Origin of the sequence: Nonomuraea ferruginea (assembly GCF_039540635.1) — a bacterium.
Classification (GTDB): domain Bacteria; phylum Actinomycetota; class Actinomycetes; order Streptosporangiales; family Streptosporangiaceae; genus Nonomuraea; species Nonomuraea ferruginea.
Window position 1 is genome coordinate 80726 of sequence record NZ_BAABFD010000011.1, and the last position, 17766, is coordinate 98491.

The following is a 17766-nucleotide window of genomic DNA, read 5'->3' on the forward strand; positions in this document are numbered from 1 at the left end:
CGTGAACAAGCCCGTCGTACTGGTCGCAGAGGAGCTCTCCGAGGCCGGCCTGGCCGTGCTCGGTGCCGATTTCGAGGTCCGCCACACCGACGGCGCCGATCGGTCCCAGCTGCTGCCCGCCCTCGCCGACGTGGACGCGCTCATCGTCCGATCCGCCACCAAGGTGGACGCCGAGGCGATCGCCGCGGCGCCCAAGCTGCGCGTCGTGGCCAGGGCCGGCGTCGGCCTCGACAACGTCGACGTCGAGGCGGCCACCAAGGCCGGCGTCATGGTGGTCAACGCGCCCACCTCCAACATCACCAGCGCCGCCGAGCAGACCGTCGCGCTCATCCTGGCCAGCGCCCGCAACACCGCGCAGGCCCACGCCGCGCTGAAGAACGGCGAGTGGAAGCGGTCCAAGTACACCGGCGTCGAGCTCGACGAGAAGGTCGTCGGCATCCTCGGCCTGGGCAAGATCGGCCAGCTCGTGGCGCAGCGGCTGCAGCCGTTCGGCGTCGAGCTGATCGCCTACGACCCCTACCTGCCGCCGGCCCGCGCCGCGCAGATGGGCGTCCAGCTCCTGAGCCTCGAAGAGGTGCTCAAGCAGGCCGACTTCCTCACCGTCCACCTGCCCAAGACCAAGGAGACCGTCGGCCTCATCGGCGACCGCGAGCTCCACGAGGTCAAGCCGTCGGTGCGCATCGTCAACGTGGCCCGCGGCGGCATCGTCGACGAGGCCGCACTCTACGCCGCGATCAAGGAAGGCCGCGTCGCCGGCGCCGGCCTCGACGTGTTCGCCAAGGAGCCCTGCACCGACAGCCCGCTCTTCGAGCTCGACCAGGTCGTCGTCACGCCCCACCTGGGCGCCTCCACGCATGAGGCCCAGGAGAAGGCCGGCACCCAGGTCGCCAGGAGCGTGAAGCTGGCGCTGGCCGGCGAGTTCGTGCCCGACGCGGTCAACGTCCAGGGCGGCGCGGTCGCCGAGGACGTCAAGCCGGGCCTGCCCCTGGCCGAGAAGCTGGGCCGGGTCTTCACCGCCCTGGCCGGCGAGGTGGCCACCAAGCTCGACATCGAGGTGCGCGGCGAGATCGCCGCGCAGGACGTGCGGGTCATCGAGCTGGCCGCGCTCAAGGGCGTCTTCTCCGACGTCGTCGAGGAGCAGGTCACGTACGTCAACGCGCCGCTGCTGGCCAAGGACCGGGGCGTCGGCGTCGACCTGGTCACCAGCTCCGACAGCCCTGACTGGCGCAACGTGGTGACCGTGCGCGGCGTGCTGGCCGACGGCCGCCAGGTCTCGGTCTCCGGCACGCTGTCCGGCCCCCGGCAGATCACCAAGATCGTCGAGGTCAACGGCTACGAGATGGAGATCGAGCCGACCGCCCACCTGTCGTTCTTCACCTACACCGACCGTCCGGGGATCGTCGGCGTGGTCGGCCGCATCCTCGGCGAGCAGGGCATCAACATCGCCTCCATGCAGGTCTCCCGCCACGCCAAGGGCGGCAAGGCGCTCATCGCGCTGACCGTCGACACGGCCATCCCGGCCGAGGTGGTCGAGCAGATCGGCCAGGAGATCGGCGCCGACACCGGGCGCTCGGTCGACCTGGAGGACTGACGGCTCCAGTGACGACGGCCGCCGCCGGGCTTCCGGCGGCGGCCGTTTCGTTGTCTCACGATGCGAGATGCTAGGACATCCAACGAGATGCTCGGGTAACCTGGCTGGTGATGCGTCAGGTGCTCGTACTCATTGCCTGCCGCGGCGGGGCCTGTTAGGGCAGGTCGACGACCCGCCGCGGTGAGCGGCGTCGCGTCGGCCGGTAAGCCCCATCGCCCAGTCCGTGACCCGGACTGGCGAGATCAGGCCCGGTCGGGTCCGCGACCGGGGTTCCGACTCACTGCAAGCACACACCCCGCCTCACTGCAAGCACACACCCCGCGAAACGAGATGATTGCCATGCGCGAGTACGCCGCCGACGAGCACCGTGACGAGGCCGCCGAGGCCCTGCAGACCGCCCTGGACCGCCGCGACAACGGCGGCGCGCCTCAGAACTCCAGCCGGTAGAAGACGGCCGCCCGCCGCATCGCGGGCACCGCTCTCATCAGCCGGGTGGCCAGGCGCAGTCCTCTGGCCAGCCGGTCGTAGCCCGGCAGGTCGAGCGCGCTGATCGCGTCGCGGCAGCGCAGGCGCGGGTGGATCGACTCGAGGTCCCCCGGGCCTCCGACGGCCCAGTGCATCCGCGCCCCGGCCTTGCGCACCGGGCTGTTGAGCACCTGGAGCCGCAGCCCGAACGGGCTCAGGGCGTCGAAGACGAACTCGCCGTGCGGGAAGCGGTCCACGATCCGCCGGAAGAGCTCCCGGCCGCCCGCCTCGTCGAGGTAGTAGACCAGCCCTTCGGCGAGCACGAGCACCGGCCTGTCGGCGGGGACGCGGTCCAGCCAGCTGGTCTCGGTGACGGACGAGCCGATCGTCGTGTATCCGGGACGCCCCGGGAACAGCCTGTCGCGCAGCTCGACGACCTCCGGGAAGTCGACGTCGAACCAGGCGACCTCCGGCGGCGGGTCCATCCGGTGGACCCGGGTGTCGAGGCCGCACCCTAGGTGCAGCACGGTGGCACCGGGATGGGCGGCGAGGAACTCGGCCGCCCACCGGTCCAGGAATCTGGCCCGGAACGCCACCGCTCCGGCGTTGCGGGGGCTCATGCCTATCTTGGTGAAGTCGTGGTCGATCCGCTCGACCGCCCGCGCGGCCATCGTGTCGTTCAGGATCGGCTCGGGGGAGCGGGCGTCCAGCGCCCGGCCGTACAGGGTGGCGAGGAGCGTGGCCTTCTCGCCGTCGAGACACACCTTCTCGGCAGCCATGACGCCACGGTACCCCCGCGGTGTGAAAGATTTGGGTCAGCAGCACCACCTGTCCACACAATGAGATCAAGTGTTCGTCAGCCGAGACGAGCCGGTAAGGTACGCCCATGGAGTCGCGCAACATCCGCCTGGCCGTCATCCCTGGAGACGGCATCGGCACCGAGGTGGTGGCCGAAGGTCTGAAGGTCCTGGAGGCCGTCGGCACCAAGATCGATGCCACCCATTACGACCTGGGCGCCGCCCGCTACCACCGCACCGGCGAAACGCTGCCCGATGCCGTTCTCGAGGAGCTGCGCGGCTACGACGCCATCCTGCTCGGCGCCGTCGGCGACCCCAGCGTCCCGCCCGGCGTGCTGGAGCGCGACCTGCTGCTCAAGATCCGGTTCGCCTTCGACCACTACGTCAACCTGCGTCCGGTCAAGCTCTTCCCGGGCGTCGAGACGCCGCTGGCCGACACCCCCGTCGAGAACATCGACATGATCGTCGTCCGTGAGGGCACCGAAGGCCTCTACGCCGGCACCGGTGGCGTCATGCGCCGCGGCACCCCGTACGAGATCGCCACCCAGGAGTCGCTCAACACCGCCCACGGCGTCGAGCGGGTCGTGCGCTACGCGTTCGAGAAGGCCCGCTCCCGCCCGCGCAAGAAGCTCACGCTGGTCCACAAGACCAACGTGCTCACCTACGCCGGCGACCTCTGGCAGCGCACCGTCGACCGCGTCGCGGAGGAATACTCCGACGTCACGACCGACTACAGCCACATCGACGCGGCCTCGATGTTCTTCGTCAGCCAGCCCGAGCGGTTCGACGTCGTGGTCACCGACAACCTCTTCGGCGACATCATCACCGACCTCGGCGCCGCCATCGCGGGCGGCATCGGCCTGGCCGCCAGCGGCAACATCAACCCCGAGGGCACCGCGCCGAGCATGTTCGAGCCGGTCCACGGCAGCGCCCCCGACATCGCCGGGCAGGGCAAGGCCGACCCGACCGCCACCATCCTGTCCGTCGCCATGATGCTCGACCACCTCGGCCTGTCCGCCGAGGCCGCCAAGGTCGAGCAGGCCGTCGCCGACGACATCGTCGAGCGCCTGACCGGGTGGAGCAGCCGCACCACCCGCGAGATCGGCGACGACATCACCGAGCGAGTATCGAGCTAGGCCGCCCCCAGCTCGACGAGCAGCGCCCGGCGGTTCCCCCAGGACCCGCCGGGCGCTTTTTCGTGTCCACCCCCGCCCTCCCCTTGCCATTCCAAATGGCGAGACAATAGGAAGTACGGACTGCCCCTGTTTGTGGCAGTGCCGCCCGAAATCGCAGAGAGAAGGACCCAGCGTCATGACCATCGCTCAGAAGCTCAGCTTCGACGTGCAGCTCTCCGGCCACGCTCGCACCGCGGCCGAGCGCGAGCAGGTACTGGCGAACCCCGGATTCGGGCAGGTCTTCACCGACCACATGGTCTCCGTCGACTACACCGAGGGCGAGGGCTGGCACGACGCCCGCCTGGAGCCGTACGCGCCGCTCACCCTCGACCCCGCCACCTCCGTCTTCCACTACGCGCAGGAGCTCTTCGAAGGGCTCAAGGCCTACCGGCAGGTCAACGGCTCGGTGGTGATGTTCCGCCCGTACGCCAACGCCGCCCGGTTCAACCGCTCGGCCACCCGCATGGCCATGCCCGAGCTCCCCGAGGACGCCTTCGTCGAGTCGCTCGAACTCCTCGTCCAGACCGACAGGGACTGGGTGCCCACCACCGAGGGCCACAGCCTCTACCTGCGGCCCTTCATGATCGCCACCCAGGTCGGGCTGGGCGTGAACTGGCCCTCCAAGACGTACCGCTACCTCGCCATCGCCTCGCCCGCGGCGTCCTACTTCTCCGGCGGCGTCAAGCCCGTCTCGGTCTGGCTGTCCACCGAGTACACCCGCGCCGCCCCCGGCGGCACCGGCTTCGCCAAGTGCGGCGGCAACTACGCGGCCGCGTTCGTCGCCCAGCGGCAGGCCGTCGAGAACGGCTGCGACCAGGTGGTCTGGCTGGACGCCGCCGAGCACCGCTACGTCGAGGAGATGGGCGGGATGAACCTGTTCTTCGTCATCGGCGGCAAGCTCGTCACCCCGTCGCTGACCGGCACCCTGCTGCCCGGCATCACCCGCGACTCCATCCTCGCCCTCGCCGCCGACCTCGGTCTTGAGACGGAGGAGCGGCTCATCACCGTCGAGGAGTGGCAGGCCGGGTGCGAGTCCGGCGAGCTGACGGAGGTGTTCGCCTGCGGCACCGCCGCGGTCGTCACCCCCGTCGGCTCGGTCAAGGGCGCCGACCGCGCCTGGACCGTCGGCGACGGGAACGCCGGCGCCGTGACGATGCGCATCCGCGAGGAGCTCATCGGCATCCAGTACGGTTCGCGCCCCGACACCCGCGACTGGATCCACAAGATCGCCTAGCCGCCCGCCGGCATCACGCCTCAGGGTCCGGACGGCGCCTTCCCCGCACGTCCGGGCCCAGCCCGATCGCCGGCAGTATCGCCTGGTCCACCATGTCCGCCAGGTCGGCGTCGCTGGGCGGCGTCCTGGTGTCGATCAGCCGCTTGGTGACGAGCGCCTCCCCGATGTCGGCCACGACCGGGGTGAGGAGCTCGGCGGGGAAGTGGCCGCGCTCCGCGTAGTGGCGCAGCACGGTGTTGGTGAACGTGCCGCCCCGTACGGCGAAGACCCGGTCGACGAGCTCCTCGGAGATCTTGGACGCGCTCACCGGGTCGGTCAGGATCGAGGCGACGGCGTGGCCCGCGGGGCTGAGCATCCAGTCGCGCATGAGCCGGAGCGCCCTGATGAGGTCACCGCGCAGGTCGTCCGCCCCCGGGCTCGGCTCCTCGACCGGATGCGCGTGGTAGAGCGCGTCCAGCAGCACCTCGATCGGATCTGACCAGCGACGGTAGAGGGTCGTGCGGGCGGTCGCCGCCCGTTTGCCGATGCCGTCCATGGTCAGCCGTCCGACGCCGACCTCCATCACCTCTTCGATCACCGCGGCGTGGATGGCCGCGATCAGCTCCTCGCCCCGCCGCCGCGTTCGGCTGTTGTTCACGGCTGTTCCCTTGGTTGGCTACAGCGGTGTATCTTACCTTCATCCTAAGCTACACTCGTGTATCTAATCCTGGGGATAGTCATGTCTACCACCACCATGCCCGCCGACCGAAGGGCCGTGCCGCTCGCCCGCCGGTCCCTGGCCCCCGACCTCGCCCGAGGTCTCATGCTCCTGCTCATCGCGGTGGCGCACGCACACATGTACCTGTCCGGTCACCCGGTCGGGTTCCGCGGCTACACGCTGGACGGAAGCGCCCTCGACCGGCTGGTGGCCGGGATCCAGATCCTCCTCGTGGACGGGCGGGCGCTGCCGATGTTCGCCGCCCTCTTCGGCTACGGCCTGGTGCAGCTCGCGAGCCGGCAGCTCGCCGCCGGTCGCGCATGGCCGGACGTGCGGCGGGTGCTGCGCGCCCGCAGCCTGTGGCTCCTGGCGTTCGGGTTCTGCCACGCCCTCCTGCTGTTCTTCGGCGACATCCTGGGCGCGTACGGCCTGGTCGGCCTGGTGCTCGTGGGCTTCATCCGGCGCGGCGACCGCGCCCTGCTGTGGGCCGCCGGCCTCACGACTGTTCTGCACGTCGCCGTCCTCGCCCTGTTCGGGCTGCTCACCGTGAGCGCCGACAAGGGCGACTCGATCGCCGGCATGGGCGACCCGGCGGAGGCCCTCATGATGCGGGTCGTCGGCTGGTCCGGGATGACGCCCACGTACTTCGCCGCGAGCGTCGTGCCCGCTTTCCTGTTCGGGATCTGGGCGGCCCGCCGCCGCGTGCTGGAGGAGCCGTGGGCGCACCGGACGCTGCTCCTCCGGACCGGCGTCGTGGGCACCGCGATCGCGGTCGCCGGTGGCGTGCCGCTCATGCTCGTCGACACCCGGCTCTGGGCGCCCTCGGACGCGATCGGCGTGTCCGCGTACGCCCTGCACAGCGTCAGCGGCATCGCCGGCGGTCTCGCGTACGCCGCGCTGATAGGACTCGCCGTGGCCGGTGGAGCCCGCCGCGCCGCGCCGGGCCCGGTGGCCAGGGCGCTGGCCGCGTGCGGTCAATGGTCGCTGACGTGCTACCTGCTCCAGTCCGTGGTCTTCACCGTGGTCTTCGTGCCGTACCTGGGCGGGCTCGGCACCCGTGTCGGCGACGCGGCCGCCTCCGCCGTGGCCGTGATCACCTGGCTGGCCACCGTGGTGCTGGCGGCGTCGCTGTCCCGTACGGGCCGGCGCGGACCGGCCGAGACGTTGCTGCGCCGCCTGACCTACCGCCGCGCGGGCTGAGGATCAGAGGTTCAGCAGGCAGGTCGTGTCGATCGCGCAGTCCCACGGGTGGGGCAGCGTCAGGGGAGCGCCGGCGGGCTCCACCGTCTCGCGTCCGTAGCCGCTCGGCGCCGGGTCGCTGTGGAGCTTGAGCAGGCGCTGGAACGGGTCGACCACCAGGTAGAGCGGCACCCCGGCCGGGGCGTAGCCCATCGGTTTGATCACATGGTCGTCGTAGGCGTTGCCGGCCGAGACCACGTCGACCAGGAGCAGGGTGCTGGCGCCGTGGACGGCCTCGTCGGTCTCCATGACCGGCTCCTGCGGGACGATCGTCAGGTCGGGGACGTACCGGTCGGCCTCGTCGCCGAGGTGGACGGTGATGTTCGGCCAGATCTCCCAGCCCCGCCCGGCGACCACGGGCGCGAGCTGGGCGATCAGCTGGGCGATGATGGTGTTGTGCTGCCAGGTGCCGGGCTCGTTGACCACGATGCGGCCGTTGACCAGCTCGACGCGGAGCTCCGGGAAGACGTCCCGCACGGTGCGGTAGCGCTCTTCGACAGGCCTGATCATGTCTCCGCTCCCGACTCTGGGTGATCGATGCGCGACAGAGCGTAATACCAGGGCGCGGGAACGGCAAAGAGCAGGTCAAGTGACGGCGGCCAGGCGGCGGCGCAGGTGGGCGCGTTCGGGCTCGGTGCCCGCCAGGTCGAGCGCCTCACGGTAGGCGGCCGCGGCCTCGGGGAGCCGGCCGAGGCGCTGCAGCAGGTCGGCCCTGGCCATCGGATAGGGCGCGTAGGCGCGCAGCCGGGGCTCGCCGGCCAGCGCGTCGAGCAGCGCCAGGCCGGCCTCGGGGCCGTCGCGCAGCGCCACCGCCGCGGCCCTGTTCAGCTCGACGACCGGTGAGGGCGCGAGCGCGAGCAGGACGTCGTAGAGCGCGACGATCTGCGGCCAGTCGGTGGTCGCGACGTCCGCGGCCTCGTCGTGCAGCGCGGCTATCGCGGCCTGCACCCCGTACGGGCCGGGCGGGCCGCCGGCCAGCGCGGCGGGCACCAGCCGCAGGCCCTCCTCGATCATCGCGCGGTCCCAGCGGCCCCGGTCCTGCTCGTCCAGCAGGACGAGCTCGCCGCCGGGCCCGGTGCGGGCGTCGCGCCGGGCGTGGATCAGCAGCATCAGCCCGAGCAGGCCCGCGACCTCCCGCTCCGCGGGCAGCAGACGGCGCAGGATCCGCGCCAGCCGGATGGCCTCCTCGGCGAGGTCGAGCCGTTGCAGGTCGGGTCCGGCGCTGGCCGCGTACCCCTCGGTGAAGATCGAGTAGATGACCTGGAGCACCCCGGGAAGCCGCGCGGGCAGCTCGTCGGGGCCGGGGGCGCGGAACGGGATGCGGGCCTCACGGATCTTCTTCTTGGCCCGTACGATCCGCTTGGCCATCGTGGCCTCCGGCACCAGGAAGGCGCGCGCGACCTCCGGCGTGGCCAGTCCGCCGAGACAGCGCAGCGTCAGCGCCCCGCGGTCGTCGGCGTTCAGCGCCGGGTGTGCGCAGGTGAAGAACAGCTGCAGCCGCTCGTCGGGCAGCTCGTCGCCCGCGCCGGTGGGCGAGGGCGCCGCCCGGTCGGCCTCCACCTGCAGCAGGGCCAGCCGGGAGGCGTACGTCCTGTCGCGCCGCAGCCGGTCGACCGCCCGGCGCCGGGCGGTGGTCATCAGCCACGCGCCCGGCTTGGGCGGCACGCCGTCGACCGGCCAGCGCACCAGCGCCGCCTCGATGGCATCCGACGTGACCTCCTCGGCCAGATCCAGGTCGCCGAAGCGGCGCACCAGGGCGGCGAGCAGCCGGCCGCGCTCCTCCCGGAAGACCGCCTCCACGTTCTCCGCGCACGGGCCGGTCATGACGGTCAGCCCTCGAAGTCGGCGATCGGCCGCACCACCACCGAGCCGCCGCCGGTGGCGCCCGGGCAGCGGGCCGCCCAGTCGAGCGCCACGTCCAGGTCGGGGACGTCGATCACGTAGTAGCCGCCGAGGACCTCGCGGGTCTCCGCGAACGGCCCGTCGGTGATGGCCCGCTCGCCCTTGGCGTCGACCCGCACGGTGGTCGCGGTGGTCAGGTCGGCCAGCGAGTGGCCGGCCACGAAGATCCCCGCCTCCTGAACGGCCTTGTCGTAGGCCATCCAGTCCTCGAAGGACGCCTCACAGCCCTCCTGCGCCTGGTCGGTCCCGGCGCTGTTGATCAGCAGCATGTACTTCATGGTTCTGGCTCCTTCTGCCGTGCTTGTGCCATGTCTACGAACGGGACCCCGCCCGATGGACACGAGGCCGGCAGGATTTTCCTCAGGCCGGCGTGACCCGCTTGCGGATCAGGGTCAGCCCGTCCGCGACCGGCAGGATGACCACGGTCACCCGGGGGTCCTCGCGCACCAGCGCGTTGAACTCGCGCATGTTCACCGTAGCCGGGTCATTTTTACCGGGGTCGGCCACGTGCCCCGACCACAGCGTGTTGTCCACCATGATCAGCCCGCCCGGCCGCAGCTTGCCGACGAGCAGTTCGTAGTACGCGGGATACCGCGGTTTGTCGGCGTCCAGGAACGCCAGGTCGATCGGCTCGGTGAAGTCCCGCAGCGACTCCAGCGCCGGCCCCAGCGTGAGCGTGACCCGGTCGGCGACCCCGCCCTTCTCCCAGTACCGGCGGGCGACGGCCGTCCACTCCTCGCTCACGTCGAAGCAGTGCAGCGTGCCGCCGGACAGCCCGCGGGCGATGCAGAGCGAGGAGTACCCGGTGAACGTGCCCACCTCCACGGCCACCTCAGGCGCCACGAGCTGGGTGATCATCGTCAGGAACGTGCCCTGGTCGGCCGAGATCTGCATGCCCGCGTGGTCGCCGGTGGCCGCGACGGTCTCCGCGGCCAGCTCCTCCAGCAGCGGGTCGGGCGGTGTGGAGAGGTCGAGGATGTACCGGGCCATGGCCTGGTCGAGGAGAAATGCCTTCATGAGGGTGATTCTGGCCTGGTGTGGCCGGATAACACCTATGTTCCCAGTTCCGATAGGGTCGCGGCGATCGGCGGACGAGAGCGGGCGGGGATGAACAAGAGGGTGGCGGCCATCGTGGCCGCCGTTGCGGTGCTGGCCGTGATGGGATTCGTGACGCTGGTCCAGTCGGGGCCGTCCTCCGACGGCGTGCGGCTGATGCGGCAGGCCGACGGGTCCATGGTGCTGGCCGACCGCGGCGGGCAGGCGCCGGTGCTGGTCCTGTACGAGGACTTCGAATGCCCCGTCTGCAGAGAGCTGCACTCCCGGGTCGACGACACGATCGAACGCCTGGCCAGGGAGGGCAAGGTCAAGGTCGTCTACCACCCCGTCACGATCTTCCGGGACGAGCCGTCGCGGTCGAACTCCATCAGGGCCGCCGCGGCCGCCCGGTGCGTCCCCGAGTCGAGCTGGCTGGCCTTCCGGGACGAGCTGTACGCGATGCAGCCGGTGCCGCACGGCGTGGCCACCGGGTTCACCGTGGAGGAGCTGGTGGCCGCCGCGCGCAAGGCCGGCGCCGCCTCCGCCGAGTCGTGCGTCAACTCCCAGGCGTACGCGGAGGCGCACCTGCGCGACACCGCAGGCATCCGCGTCGAGGGCACGCCGACCCTGGTGCTCGACGGCCGGGTGATGGGCAACGAGGCGTTCGACCCGGCCGCGCTGGAGAAGGCCATCACGGGCGGTGACGGGGTAACCGTCTGACCAGATCTCGTCCGTACTGTGAGATCGATGTCCCGGGCACTGGATTCGTATGGCAGACTCGGGAGCACCATGTTCTACGGTCTGCTCATTATCGGCAGGCGCGCTGGCTAACGCAGGGACACCGCCAGCGCGCAGACCTCTCACGTCCGTGAGGGGTCTTTTTGTTTTCCTCCACTCTCAGAAAGAGAATCCATGGCCGACGACCGGTTCCACGTCTATGACACGACGCTGCGTGACGGCGCACAGCAGGAAGGCCTCAACCTCACGGTGGCCGACAAGCTCGCTGTCGCGCGCCACCTGGACGGGCTGGGCGTCGGCTTCATCGAAGGAGGGTGGCCCGGCGCCAACCCCAAGGACACCGAGTTCTTCAGGCGCGCTCGAACAGAGCTCGACCTGAGGCACGCGCAGCTAGCCGCGTTCGGCGCGACCCGCCGGGCAGGTGTGAAGGCGGCCGACGACCCCCTGGTCGCCGCTCTGCGCGAATCCGGCGCGCCGGTCGTGACCCTTGTCGCCAAGAGTCACGACCGGCACGTGGAGCTGGCCCTCCGCACGACTCTCCAGGAGAACCTCGCGATGATCCGCGACACGGTCTCTCACCTTCGTGCGGAGGGTCAGCGCGTCTTCCTTGACGCCGAGCACTTCTTCGACGGCTACAAGTCCAACCCAGCCTACGCGCTGGAGGTCGTCAGGACCGCCGCCGAGGCCGGGGCGGACGTGATCGCCCTGTGCGACACCAACGGCGGCATGCTCCCCGACGAACTGGCCGAGATCGTCCACGGCGCCGTCCAGACCAGCGCCAGGGTCGGCATCCACTGCCACGACGACACCGGCTGCGCGGTCGCCAACACGCTGGCCGCGGTGAAGGCCGGCGTCACCCACGTGCAGGGCTGCGCCAACGGCTACGGCGAGCGCTCCGGCAACGCCAACCTGTTCACGGTGGTCGCCAACCTGCAGCTCAAGCGCGGGTTCGAGCTGGTGCCGCCGCAGGCGCTGGCCGACATGACCCGCATCGCGCACGCGATCACCGAGGTCACCAACGTCACCCCCAACTCGCACGCCCCGTACGTCGGCGCCTCGGCGTTCGCCCACAAGGCCGGCCTGCACGCCAGCGCCATCAAGGTCGACCCGAACCTCTACCAGCACATCGACCCCGCCGAGGTCGGCAACGACATGCGCATGCTGGTCTCCGACATGGCGGGGCGCGCGTCCGTCGAGCTGAAGGGCCGCGAGCTGGGCTACGAGCTCACCCCCGGCAACACCAAGGAGCTGGTCGACCGGGTCAAGGACCTGGAGTCCAAGGGCTTCACCTTCGAGGCCGCCGACGCCTCGTTCGAGCTGCTGCTGCGCGACACCGTCCACGGCGAGCGCAGGCGCCACTTCGAGGTCGAGTCCTGGCGCGTCATCGTCGAGCACACCAAGGGCGGTGAGCTGGTCAGCGAGGCCACGGTCAAGCTGCACGCCAAGGGCGAGCGGATCGTCGCCACCGGCGAGGGCAACGGCCCGGTCAACGCCCTCGACAAGGCGGTCCGGCTGGCGCTGGAGAAGCTCTACCCCGACCTGGCCAAGGTGGAGCTGGTCGACTACAAGGTGCGCATCCTCGAAGGCACCCACGGCACCGGCGCCATCACCCGCGTGCTCATCACCTCCAGCGACGACACCACCGGGTGGTCCACGGTCGGCGTCGGCCAGAACATCATCGACGCCTCCTGGCAGGCGCTGGAGCAGGCGGTCACGTACGGCCTGCTCCGCGCCGGACACGAGTGCTGAGCGGCTGAACCGTTGGAGGGGCGTCCCGCGGCGCCCCTCCAACCCTCGAGGAGAAGCCCCAGAGCGCGGCGGTTACACCAGCACTCAGCCTCGCAGGCGCGCCAGCGCCGCGCGGACGCGTTCCTTGGCGCGCTCGCGGCCGAGCACCTCGATCGACTCGAACAGCGGCAGACCGACCGTCCGGCCGGTGACCGCCACCCGCACCGGGGCCTGCGCCTTGCCCAGCTTGAGGCCGTTGGCGGCGCCGACCTCCTCCAGCGCCTCCTTGAGCGACTCCGGGTCCCAGCTCACGGTGTCGAGCCGGTCGAGGTAGCCGCTCAGGATCTCCTCGGGGGAGTTCTTCATCGCCTTGTCCCAGGAGGCCTGGTCGAACACCGGCTCCTCCAGGAACAGGAAGTCGACGTTCTGCCGGATCTCCGACAGCACCCCGACCCGGGTCTGCGCCAGCGGGGCGACCTTGCTGAACAGCTCGCGGTCCCAGGACGGCTCCAGGTAGGGCAGGCAGCGCTCCTCGAACGTCTCCAGCGGCAGCGCCCTGATGTACTCGCCGTTGAAGGCACGCAGCTTCTTCTCGTCGAAGAACGCGCTGGAGGAGTTGACGTCCTCAAGCCGGAACAGCGGCACCATCTCCGACCACGGCATGATCTCGCGGTCGTCCCCCGGACCCCAGCCGAGCAGCATGAGGTAGTTGACCATGGCCTCGGCGAGGTAGCCCTCGGCGCGGTAGTCCTCCAGCGCGACCTTGTCGCGGCGCTTGGACAGCTTCTTGCGCTGCTCGTTGACGATCACCGGCAGGTGGGCCCAGACCGGCGGGGTGGCGCCCAGCGCCGGCCACAGCAGCTCCTGCTTGGCGGCGTTGCCGAGATGCTCCTCGCCGCGCACCACGTGGGTGATGCCCTGGGTGATGTCGTCGACCGCGTTGGCCAGCACGTAAAGAGGCGAGCCGTCGGTGCGGGCGATGACGAAGTCTTCCTGCGCCTCGTTGGGGAACTCCACGTTGCCCCTGATCAGGTCTGCGACCACGGTCACCCCCTCGTCGGGGGTGCGGAAGCGGACGGCGCCCGCGGTCAGCCCGCGCTCGCGGCAGTGACCGTCGTAGCCGCGGTGCTCGGAGCCGGTGCGGGCGACGAGCCGCTCGCGGGTGCAGTCGCAGTAGTAGGCCTTGCCGTCGGCCAGCAGCTTGGCCACCGCCTCGCGGTGCTGCGGCTCGAACGCCGACTGGAAGTAGGGGCCCTCGAACGCCGGGTTGGTGCCGTTGACGCCGATCCAGTCGAGGGCGGAGATGATGCCCTCGGTCCACTCGGGCCGGTTGCGCGACGCGTCGGTGTCTTCGACGCGCAGCACGAACCGGCCGCCGGACTGCTGGGCCAGCGCCCAGTTGTACAGGGCCGTGCGGGCGCCGCCCACGTGGAACATGCCGGTCGGGGACGGGGCGAAGCGCACCCGTAGATCAGTCACGAGCAACCACCTTGTTCGTCAGAGTGCCGATGCCTTCGATGCCGACGCTGACCTCGTCGTCTATCTCCAGCGGGCCCACGCCCGCGGGCGTGCCGGTCAGGATGACGTCGCCGGGGATCAGTGTCATGACGGCGCTGACGTAGGCGACGAGCGCAGGGATGTCATGGATGAGCTGGCTGGTGCGGCCGCTCTGCCGGATGTCGCCGTTGACCGACGTGGTGAGCGCCAGGTCGGACGCGTCGAGGTCGGTCTGGATCCACGGGCCGAGCGGGCAGAAGGTGTCGAAGCCCTTGGCCCGGGTGAACTGCACGTCCTTCTTCTGCAGGTCGCGGGCGGTGACGTCGTTGGCGCACGTGTAGCCGAAGATGACGTCCTTGGCCCGCTCGACCGGCACCTCGCGGCACAGCCTGCCGATCACCACGGCCAGTTCGCCCTCGTAGTCGACGCGGTGGGACAGCGACGTCGGGTAGGCGATCGACTCGCCGTGGCCGATCACGGAGGTGGACGGCTTGATGAAGATCAGCGGCTCGTCGGGCACCTCGTTGCCCATCTCGCGGGCGTGCTCGGCGTAGTTGCGGCCGATCGCCACGACCTTGCTCGGCAGCATCGGGGCGAGCAGCTTCACCTGCGACAGGGGGAACCGCTCGCCGGTGAACTGGACCTGGTTGAACGGATGACCGGCGACGGCGGACACCATCTCCTCACCGGGGCCGCCCTCGACCACGCCGAACGCCACGCCTTCGCCTGCGGAGAACCTCGCTATACGCACCTGACAAGGCTATCGCCGACACCGGCGGGGTCCGGACGATTAACCGGCGGGGCCCGCCCGGCGAGCGGGCCGCCGCCGTGATTTGCTTGTCGGGCAAGCACCGGAACGTCTTGGAGGAGCTCCCGTGTCCGTGGTGAAGATCAATGTGCTGACCGTCCCCGCCGAGATGCGCGAGACGCTGGAGAAGCGTTTCTCCAACCGGGCCGGGCTGGTGGAGTCGGCCGACGGGTTCGAGTGGTTCGAGCTGCTCCGCCCGGTCGAGGGCACCGACCAGTACCTCGTCTACACCCGCTGGCGCAGCGAGGAGGACTTCCAGCGCTGGCAGGAGAGCCAGGCCTTCCAGCGCGGCCACGCCGAGGCCGCCGCCGAGCGCGGCGGCCAGGGACACGGCCACGGGCAGGGGCACGGCCACGGGCAGGGCCCGGCCGCGTCGGGTTCCCAGGTGTGGACGTTCGAGGTGATCCAGCACGCGGCGCCGGCGTCCTGACGCCCGCGTCTCAGAGGCGGTCCAGCGGGTTGGCGGCGATCCGGTCGAGCACGCCGCCGCGCAGGAAGGCCCCCGCGATGCTCGACGGCTTGCGCCGCCCCTGCTCGGCGATGCACCCGGCGAACTCCTGGGCCAGGTCCAGCCTCGGATGGCGGCGCAGCACCTCCTCGCGCACGCCCGGCGGGATGTCGTCGGTGCGCCGGCCCGAGATGTCCATGCCGGTCGACAGCTCCAGCAGGTGACCCTCCGGGTCGCTGTCCACCGGCACCTCGTCCCACATGTGGCGGACGATCACCTCGGCGGCGCGCACCCGCCGCTCCTCGGGCCATCCGGCGCCCGCCGTGACCGCCCAGGCCAGATGGCCGCCCGCCTCCTCGAACGGCACCGCGTGACTGTCGAACTCCGGCGTCAGGCCCATGTCGTGCAGCATCGCGGACACGTACAGGAGTTCGGCGTCGAACGCGATGCCGTTCGCCTGCCCGTAGGCGGCGGCGAACAGGTAGGCCCTGATCGAGTGGTTCATCAGGGAAGGCGTGTGGTACTTGGCGGCGATCTCGCGGGCGGCGTGGCACACGGGGGTGTCGGGAAGCACGATGTCGTCATATCTCATGAGATCAGCATGGCCGACCCGGATGGGGAGCGCATCGGGCGGCTAACGATCGCGCACCTGACTTGACCTTGTTATCCGGATTCGGCCAGCATGTTTCACCCTCACCTCTTTGGCCCGAAAGGAATCGGCGTGCGCCGCCTCGCGATCCCTCTTGCTCTCACGCTCGTCCTCGGCGCTGCTGGGAGCCCGGCGCAGGCGGACACCCCCGTCAAGCGCACCGCCGAGTGCCAGGGTGACTGGCTGCCCGGCACGCCGACGGCCGCGGACGTGATGCAGGGCGAGATCTCCCTGGTCGGCCTGCCCGCCTACAAGCTGGGCAAGAAGATCGACTGGAACGCGAGCCCGTACCGGAACCGCTCGTGGGAGTACGTCTACCACTCGCTGCGCTGGATGGGCACCCTCGTCGTCGAGTACGAGAACACCGGCGAGAAGCGCTACCTGGACCGCGCCAAGGAGATCACCAAGGACTGGGTGGCCCGCAACAAACACGGCGCCCGGGGCACCAAGTCCTACGTCTGGACCGACCACCCGGTCTCGCTGCGCACCCAGCCGCTCGTCTGCCTGAGCAGGCACGTGAACGAGAGCTGGCTGAAGGAGAGCCTGACCGTCCACGCCAGGCTGCTGTCCAACCCCCGGCTCTACAAGAAGGGCCACAACCACGGCATCGACCAGGACATCGCGCTCATGGCCATCGGCTGCCGCTACCACCGCAAGGACTGGTCCGACCTGGCCTCCAGACGGCTGACCGGCACCGTGAAGCTGGACGTCGACTCCCAGGGCGCGCTGATGGAGCAGGCCCCCCGCTACGCCGTCTACGTGTACGGGCGACTCCAGGTCGCGATGACGAACATGCGCGCGTGCGGCCGCAAGGTGCCCGGCGAGATCGGCAAGCGGGCCGAGGCGCTGAAGGACTTCATCGCCCACTCCACCCAGCCGAACGGCTTCATGGTGCCCATCGGCGACGGCAGCGCCGAGACCGAACCCAAGATGGAGACGGGCACGCCGAAGGAGAAGGTCCGCACCTACCGGGCCGGTTACGTCTACGGCCGCACCGACTGGGACAAGCGCGACTCGGCGTACTACTCGATCAGGTACGGCCCCGGCATGAAGTACCACGGCCACGAGGACCACCTGGGCGTCACCTACTACGCCCAGGGCCGTGACGTGCTCGTCGACGCCGGCTTCCACTCCTACGAGAAGACGTCGTACCGCTACTGGACGCTCTCCCCCGAGGCGCACAACGTGCCGACCGTGGTGGGCCAGCGGTTCCGGCCGCGCACCGCCAGCAAGCTCGTCAAGACCAGCTACGGCAAGGACCGCCAGTCGTTCAGGCTGTCCGACCAGGCCTACGGCGTCACCCGCACCCGGTCCGTGTTCGTCAACCACGGCGAGGACGTGATGGCGGTGCACGACACCGCGTCCGGCGGCAAGAAGATCCGCAACCTGTGGCGGTTCGACGACGAGCTGAAGCTGATCTCGAACAAGGGCGGCCGGGTCGTGCTCGGCGACGGCTCGTTCAAGGTCACGCTGGTGCAGCTCTCCTCCTGCCGGCCGGTGGGCGGGCAGAAGGTGGAGCGGGGCGGCAGGCTCGGCTGGATGTCGCCGACCTACCTGTCCAAGCAGCGCACCAACGTCGTGGTCTCGCCCGCGGCGAAGGAGCTGCTGACGATCGTGGTGCCCGGCACCGACGACCCGAAGGTGTCGTGCGCGGGCGGGAAGGTCAAGGTCAACGGCGTGACCTTCCCGGCGAAGGTGCTCTGACCGCTCCGCCGGCGCATCGCGGAACCGAACCTTCCGCATTGATCCGTACGGTCGCTCCC

17 protein-coding genes are annotated in these 17766 nt (G+C 70.4%); 8 read left to right on the forward strand and 9 right to left on the reverse strand.

The window, feature by feature from the left end:
- The first annotated feature begins 1 nt into the window (after position 1).
- Positions 2-1591, forward strand: a complete 1590-nt coding sequence (serA, locus tag ABD999_RS21225) for a phosphoglycerate dehydrogenase (protein WP_148029483.1) — start codon at positions 2-4, stop codon at positions 1589-1591.
- Between the two features lie 428 nt (positions 1592-2019).
- Here serA and ABD999_RS21230 read toward each other — a convergent pair whose 3' ends face one another.
- Complete coding sequence (locus tag ABD999_RS21230; RefSeq protein ID WP_271277427.1) at positions 2020-2835, reverse strand: class I SAM-dependent methyltransferase; 816 nt, start codon at positions 2833-2835, stop codon at positions 2020-2022.
- Positions 2836-2942: 107 nt separating this feature from the next.
- Between ABD999_RS21230 and ABD999_RS21235 the strand changes: the two genes are divergently transcribed.
- Together ABD999_RS21235 and ABD999_RS21240 are read left to right on the forward strand one after the other, a co-directional pair.
- Entirely contained in the window at positions 2943-3989 is a 1047-nt protein-coding gene (locus ABD999_RS21235) for a 3-isopropylmalate dehydrogenase (protein ID WP_148029485.1), read from the forward strand.
- A 175-nt stretch (positions 3990-4164) separates the two neighbouring features.
- Positions 4165-5262, forward strand: a complete 1098-nt coding sequence (locus tag ABD999_RS21240; protein ID WP_271277428.1) for a branched-chain amino acid aminotransferase — start codon at positions 4165-4167, stop codon at positions 5260-5262.
- Between the two features lie 13 nt (positions 5263-5275).
- On the opposite strand, the gene ABD999_RS21245 is transcribed toward ABD999_RS21240, so the two are convergent.
- Positions 5276-5899 (reverse strand): TetR/AcrR family transcriptional regulator, encoded by a 624-nt coding sequence (locus ABD999_RS21245; protein ID WP_219552343.1) that lies wholly within the window; start codon positions 5897-5899, stop codon positions 5276-5278.
- An 81-nt stretch (positions 5900-5980) separates the two neighbouring features.
- Here ABD999_RS21245 and ABD999_RS21250 point away from each other — a divergent pair, with 81 nt between their 5' ends.
- Complete coding sequence (locus tag ABD999_RS21250; protein ID WP_271277429.1) at positions 5981-7159, forward strand: DUF418 domain-containing protein; 1179 nt, start codon at positions 5981-5983, stop codon at positions 7157-7159.
- Positions 7160-7162: 3 nt separating this feature from the next.
- On the opposite strand, the gene ABD999_RS21255 is transcribed toward ABD999_RS21250, so the two are convergent.
- The 4 genes from ABD999_RS21255 to ABD999_RS21270 form a co-directional block, all read right to left on the reverse strand.
- Positions 7163-7708 carry a Uma2 family endonuclease gene (locus ABD999_RS21255; RefSeq protein ID WP_271277430.1) on the reverse strand — a complete coding sequence of 182 codons (546 nt, stop codon included), beginning with the start codon at positions 7706-7708 and terminating at the stop codon, positions 7163-7165.
- A gap of 75 nt (positions 7709-7783) precedes the next feature.
- Positions 7784-9022 (reverse strand): RNA polymerase sigma factor, encoded by a 1239-nt coding sequence (locus ABD999_RS21260; RefSeq protein ID WP_271277431.1) that lies wholly within the window; start codon positions 9020-9022, stop codon positions 7784-7786.
- A gap of 5 nt (positions 9023-9027) precedes the next feature.
- Entirely contained in the window at positions 9028-9378 is a 351-nt protein-coding gene (locus ABD999_RS21265; protein WP_148029491.1) for a YciI family protein, read from the reverse strand.
- A gap of 82 nt (positions 9379-9460) precedes the next feature.
- Positions 9461-10117, reverse strand: a complete 657-nt coding sequence (locus ABD999_RS21270) for an O-methyltransferase (protein WP_271277432.1) — start codon at positions 10115-10117, stop codon at positions 9461-9463.
- 90 nt (positions 10118-10207) lie between these two features.
- On the opposite strand from ABD999_RS21270, the gene ABD999_RS21275 reads away from it, so the two are divergent.
- Both ABD999_RS21275 and cimA read left to right on the forward strand, forming a co-directional pair.
- The gene (locus ABD999_RS21275; protein WP_148029493.1) at positions 10208-10855 is read left to right on the forward strand and encodes a DsbA family protein; all 648 of its coding nucleotides are present in this window, start codon (positions 10208-10210) and stop codon (positions 10853-10855) included.
- A gap of 192 nt (positions 10856-11047) precedes the next feature.
- The gene (cimA, locus tag ABD999_RS21280; protein ID WP_271277433.1) at positions 11048-12622 is read left to right on the forward strand and encodes a citramalate synthase; all 1575 of its coding nucleotides are present in this window, start codon (positions 11048-11050) and stop codon (positions 12620-12622) included.
- Between the two features lie 84 nt (positions 12623-12706).
- Here cimA and gltX read toward each other — a convergent pair whose 3' ends face one another.
- Complete coding sequence (gltX, locus tag ABD999_RS21285; protein WP_378525191.1) at positions 12707-14038, reverse strand: glutamate--tRNA ligase; 1332 nt, start codon at positions 14036-14038, stop codon at positions 12707-12709.
- Positions 14039-14072: 34 nt separating this feature from the next.
- Positions 14073-14849 carry a fumarylacetoacetate hydrolase family protein gene (locus tag ABD999_RS21290; protein WP_219552330.1) on the reverse strand — a complete coding sequence of 259 codons (777 nt, stop codon included), beginning with the start codon at positions 14847-14849 and terminating at the stop codon, positions 14073-14075.
- A gap of 124 nt (positions 14850-14973) precedes the next feature.
- Here ABD999_RS21290 and ABD999_RS21295 point away from each other — a divergent pair, with 124 nt between their 5' ends.
- On the forward strand, positions 14974-15336 hold the full coding sequence (locus tag ABD999_RS21295; protein WP_271277435.1) for an antibiotic biosynthesis monooxygenase family protein: 363 nt from the start codon (positions 14974-14976) through the stop codon (positions 15334-15336).
- Positions 15337-15346: 10 nt separating this feature from the next.
- Here the strand turns inward: ABD999_RS21295 and ABD999_RS21300 are convergent, their stop codons facing one another.
- Positions 15347-15946, reverse strand: a complete 600-nt coding sequence (locus ABD999_RS21300) for an HD domain-containing protein (RefSeq protein ID WP_148029498.1) — start codon at positions 15944-15946, stop codon at positions 15347-15349.
- A 129-nt stretch (positions 15947-16075) separates the two neighbouring features.
- Between ABD999_RS21300 and ABD999_RS21305 the strand changes: the two genes are divergently transcribed.
- Positions 16076-17707 carry a heparinase II/III domain-containing protein gene (locus ABD999_RS21305; RefSeq protein ID WP_271277436.1) on the forward strand — a complete coding sequence of 544 codons (1632 nt, stop codon included), beginning with the start codon at positions 16076-16078 and terminating at the stop codon, positions 17705-17707.
- The last annotated feature ends 59 nt before the right edge of the window (positions 17708-17766 follow it).

Coding starts and splice junctions, on each gene's coding strand:
- ABD999_RS21240 (WP_271277428.1), top strand. CDS start 4,165: ATGACCATCGCTCAGAAGCTCAGCTTCGACGTGCAGCTCTCCGGCCAC.
- ABD999_RS21270 (WP_271277432.1), bottom strand. CDS start 10,117: ATGAAGGCATTTCTCCTCGACCAGGCCATGGCCCGGTACATCCTCGAC.
- ABD999_RS21300 (WP_148029498.1), bottom strand. CDS start 15,946: ATGAGATATGACGACATCGTGCTTCCCGACACCCCCGTGTGCCACGCC.
- ABD999_RS21275 (WP_148029493.1), top strand. CDS start 10,208: ATGAACAAGAGGGTGGCGGCCATCGTGGCCGCCGTTGCGGTGCTGGCC.
- ABD999_RS21265 (WP_148029491.1), bottom strand. CDS start 9,378: ATGAAGTACATGCTGCTGATCAACAGCGCCGGGACCGACCAGGCGCAG.
- ABD999_RS21235 (WP_148029485.1), top strand. CDS start 2,943: ATGGAGTCGCGCAACATCCGCCTGGCCGTCATCCCTGGAGACGGCATC.
- gltX (WP_378525191.1), bottom strand. CDS start 14,038: ATGTTCCACGTGGGCGGCGCCCGCACGGCCCTGTACAACTGGGCGCTG.
- ABD999_RS21260 (WP_271277431.1), bottom strand. CDS start 9,022: ATGACCGGCCCGTGCGCGGAGAACGTGGAGGCGGTCTTCCGGGAGGAG.
- ABD999_RS21230 (WP_271277427.1), bottom strand. CDS start 2,835: ATGGCTGCCGAGAAGGTGTGTCTCGACGGCGAGAAGGCCACGCTCCTC.
- ABD999_RS21250 (WP_271277429.1), top strand. CDS start 5,981: ATGTCTACCACCACCATGCCCGCCGACCGAAGGGCCGTGCCGCTCGCC.
- ABD999_RS21255 (WP_271277430.1), bottom strand. CDS start 7,708: ATGATCAGGCCTGTCGAAGAGCGCTACCGCACCGTGCGGGACGTCTTC.
- cimA (WP_271277433.1), top strand. CDS start 11,048: ATGGCCGACGACCGGTTCCACGTCTATGACACGACGCTGCGTGACGGC.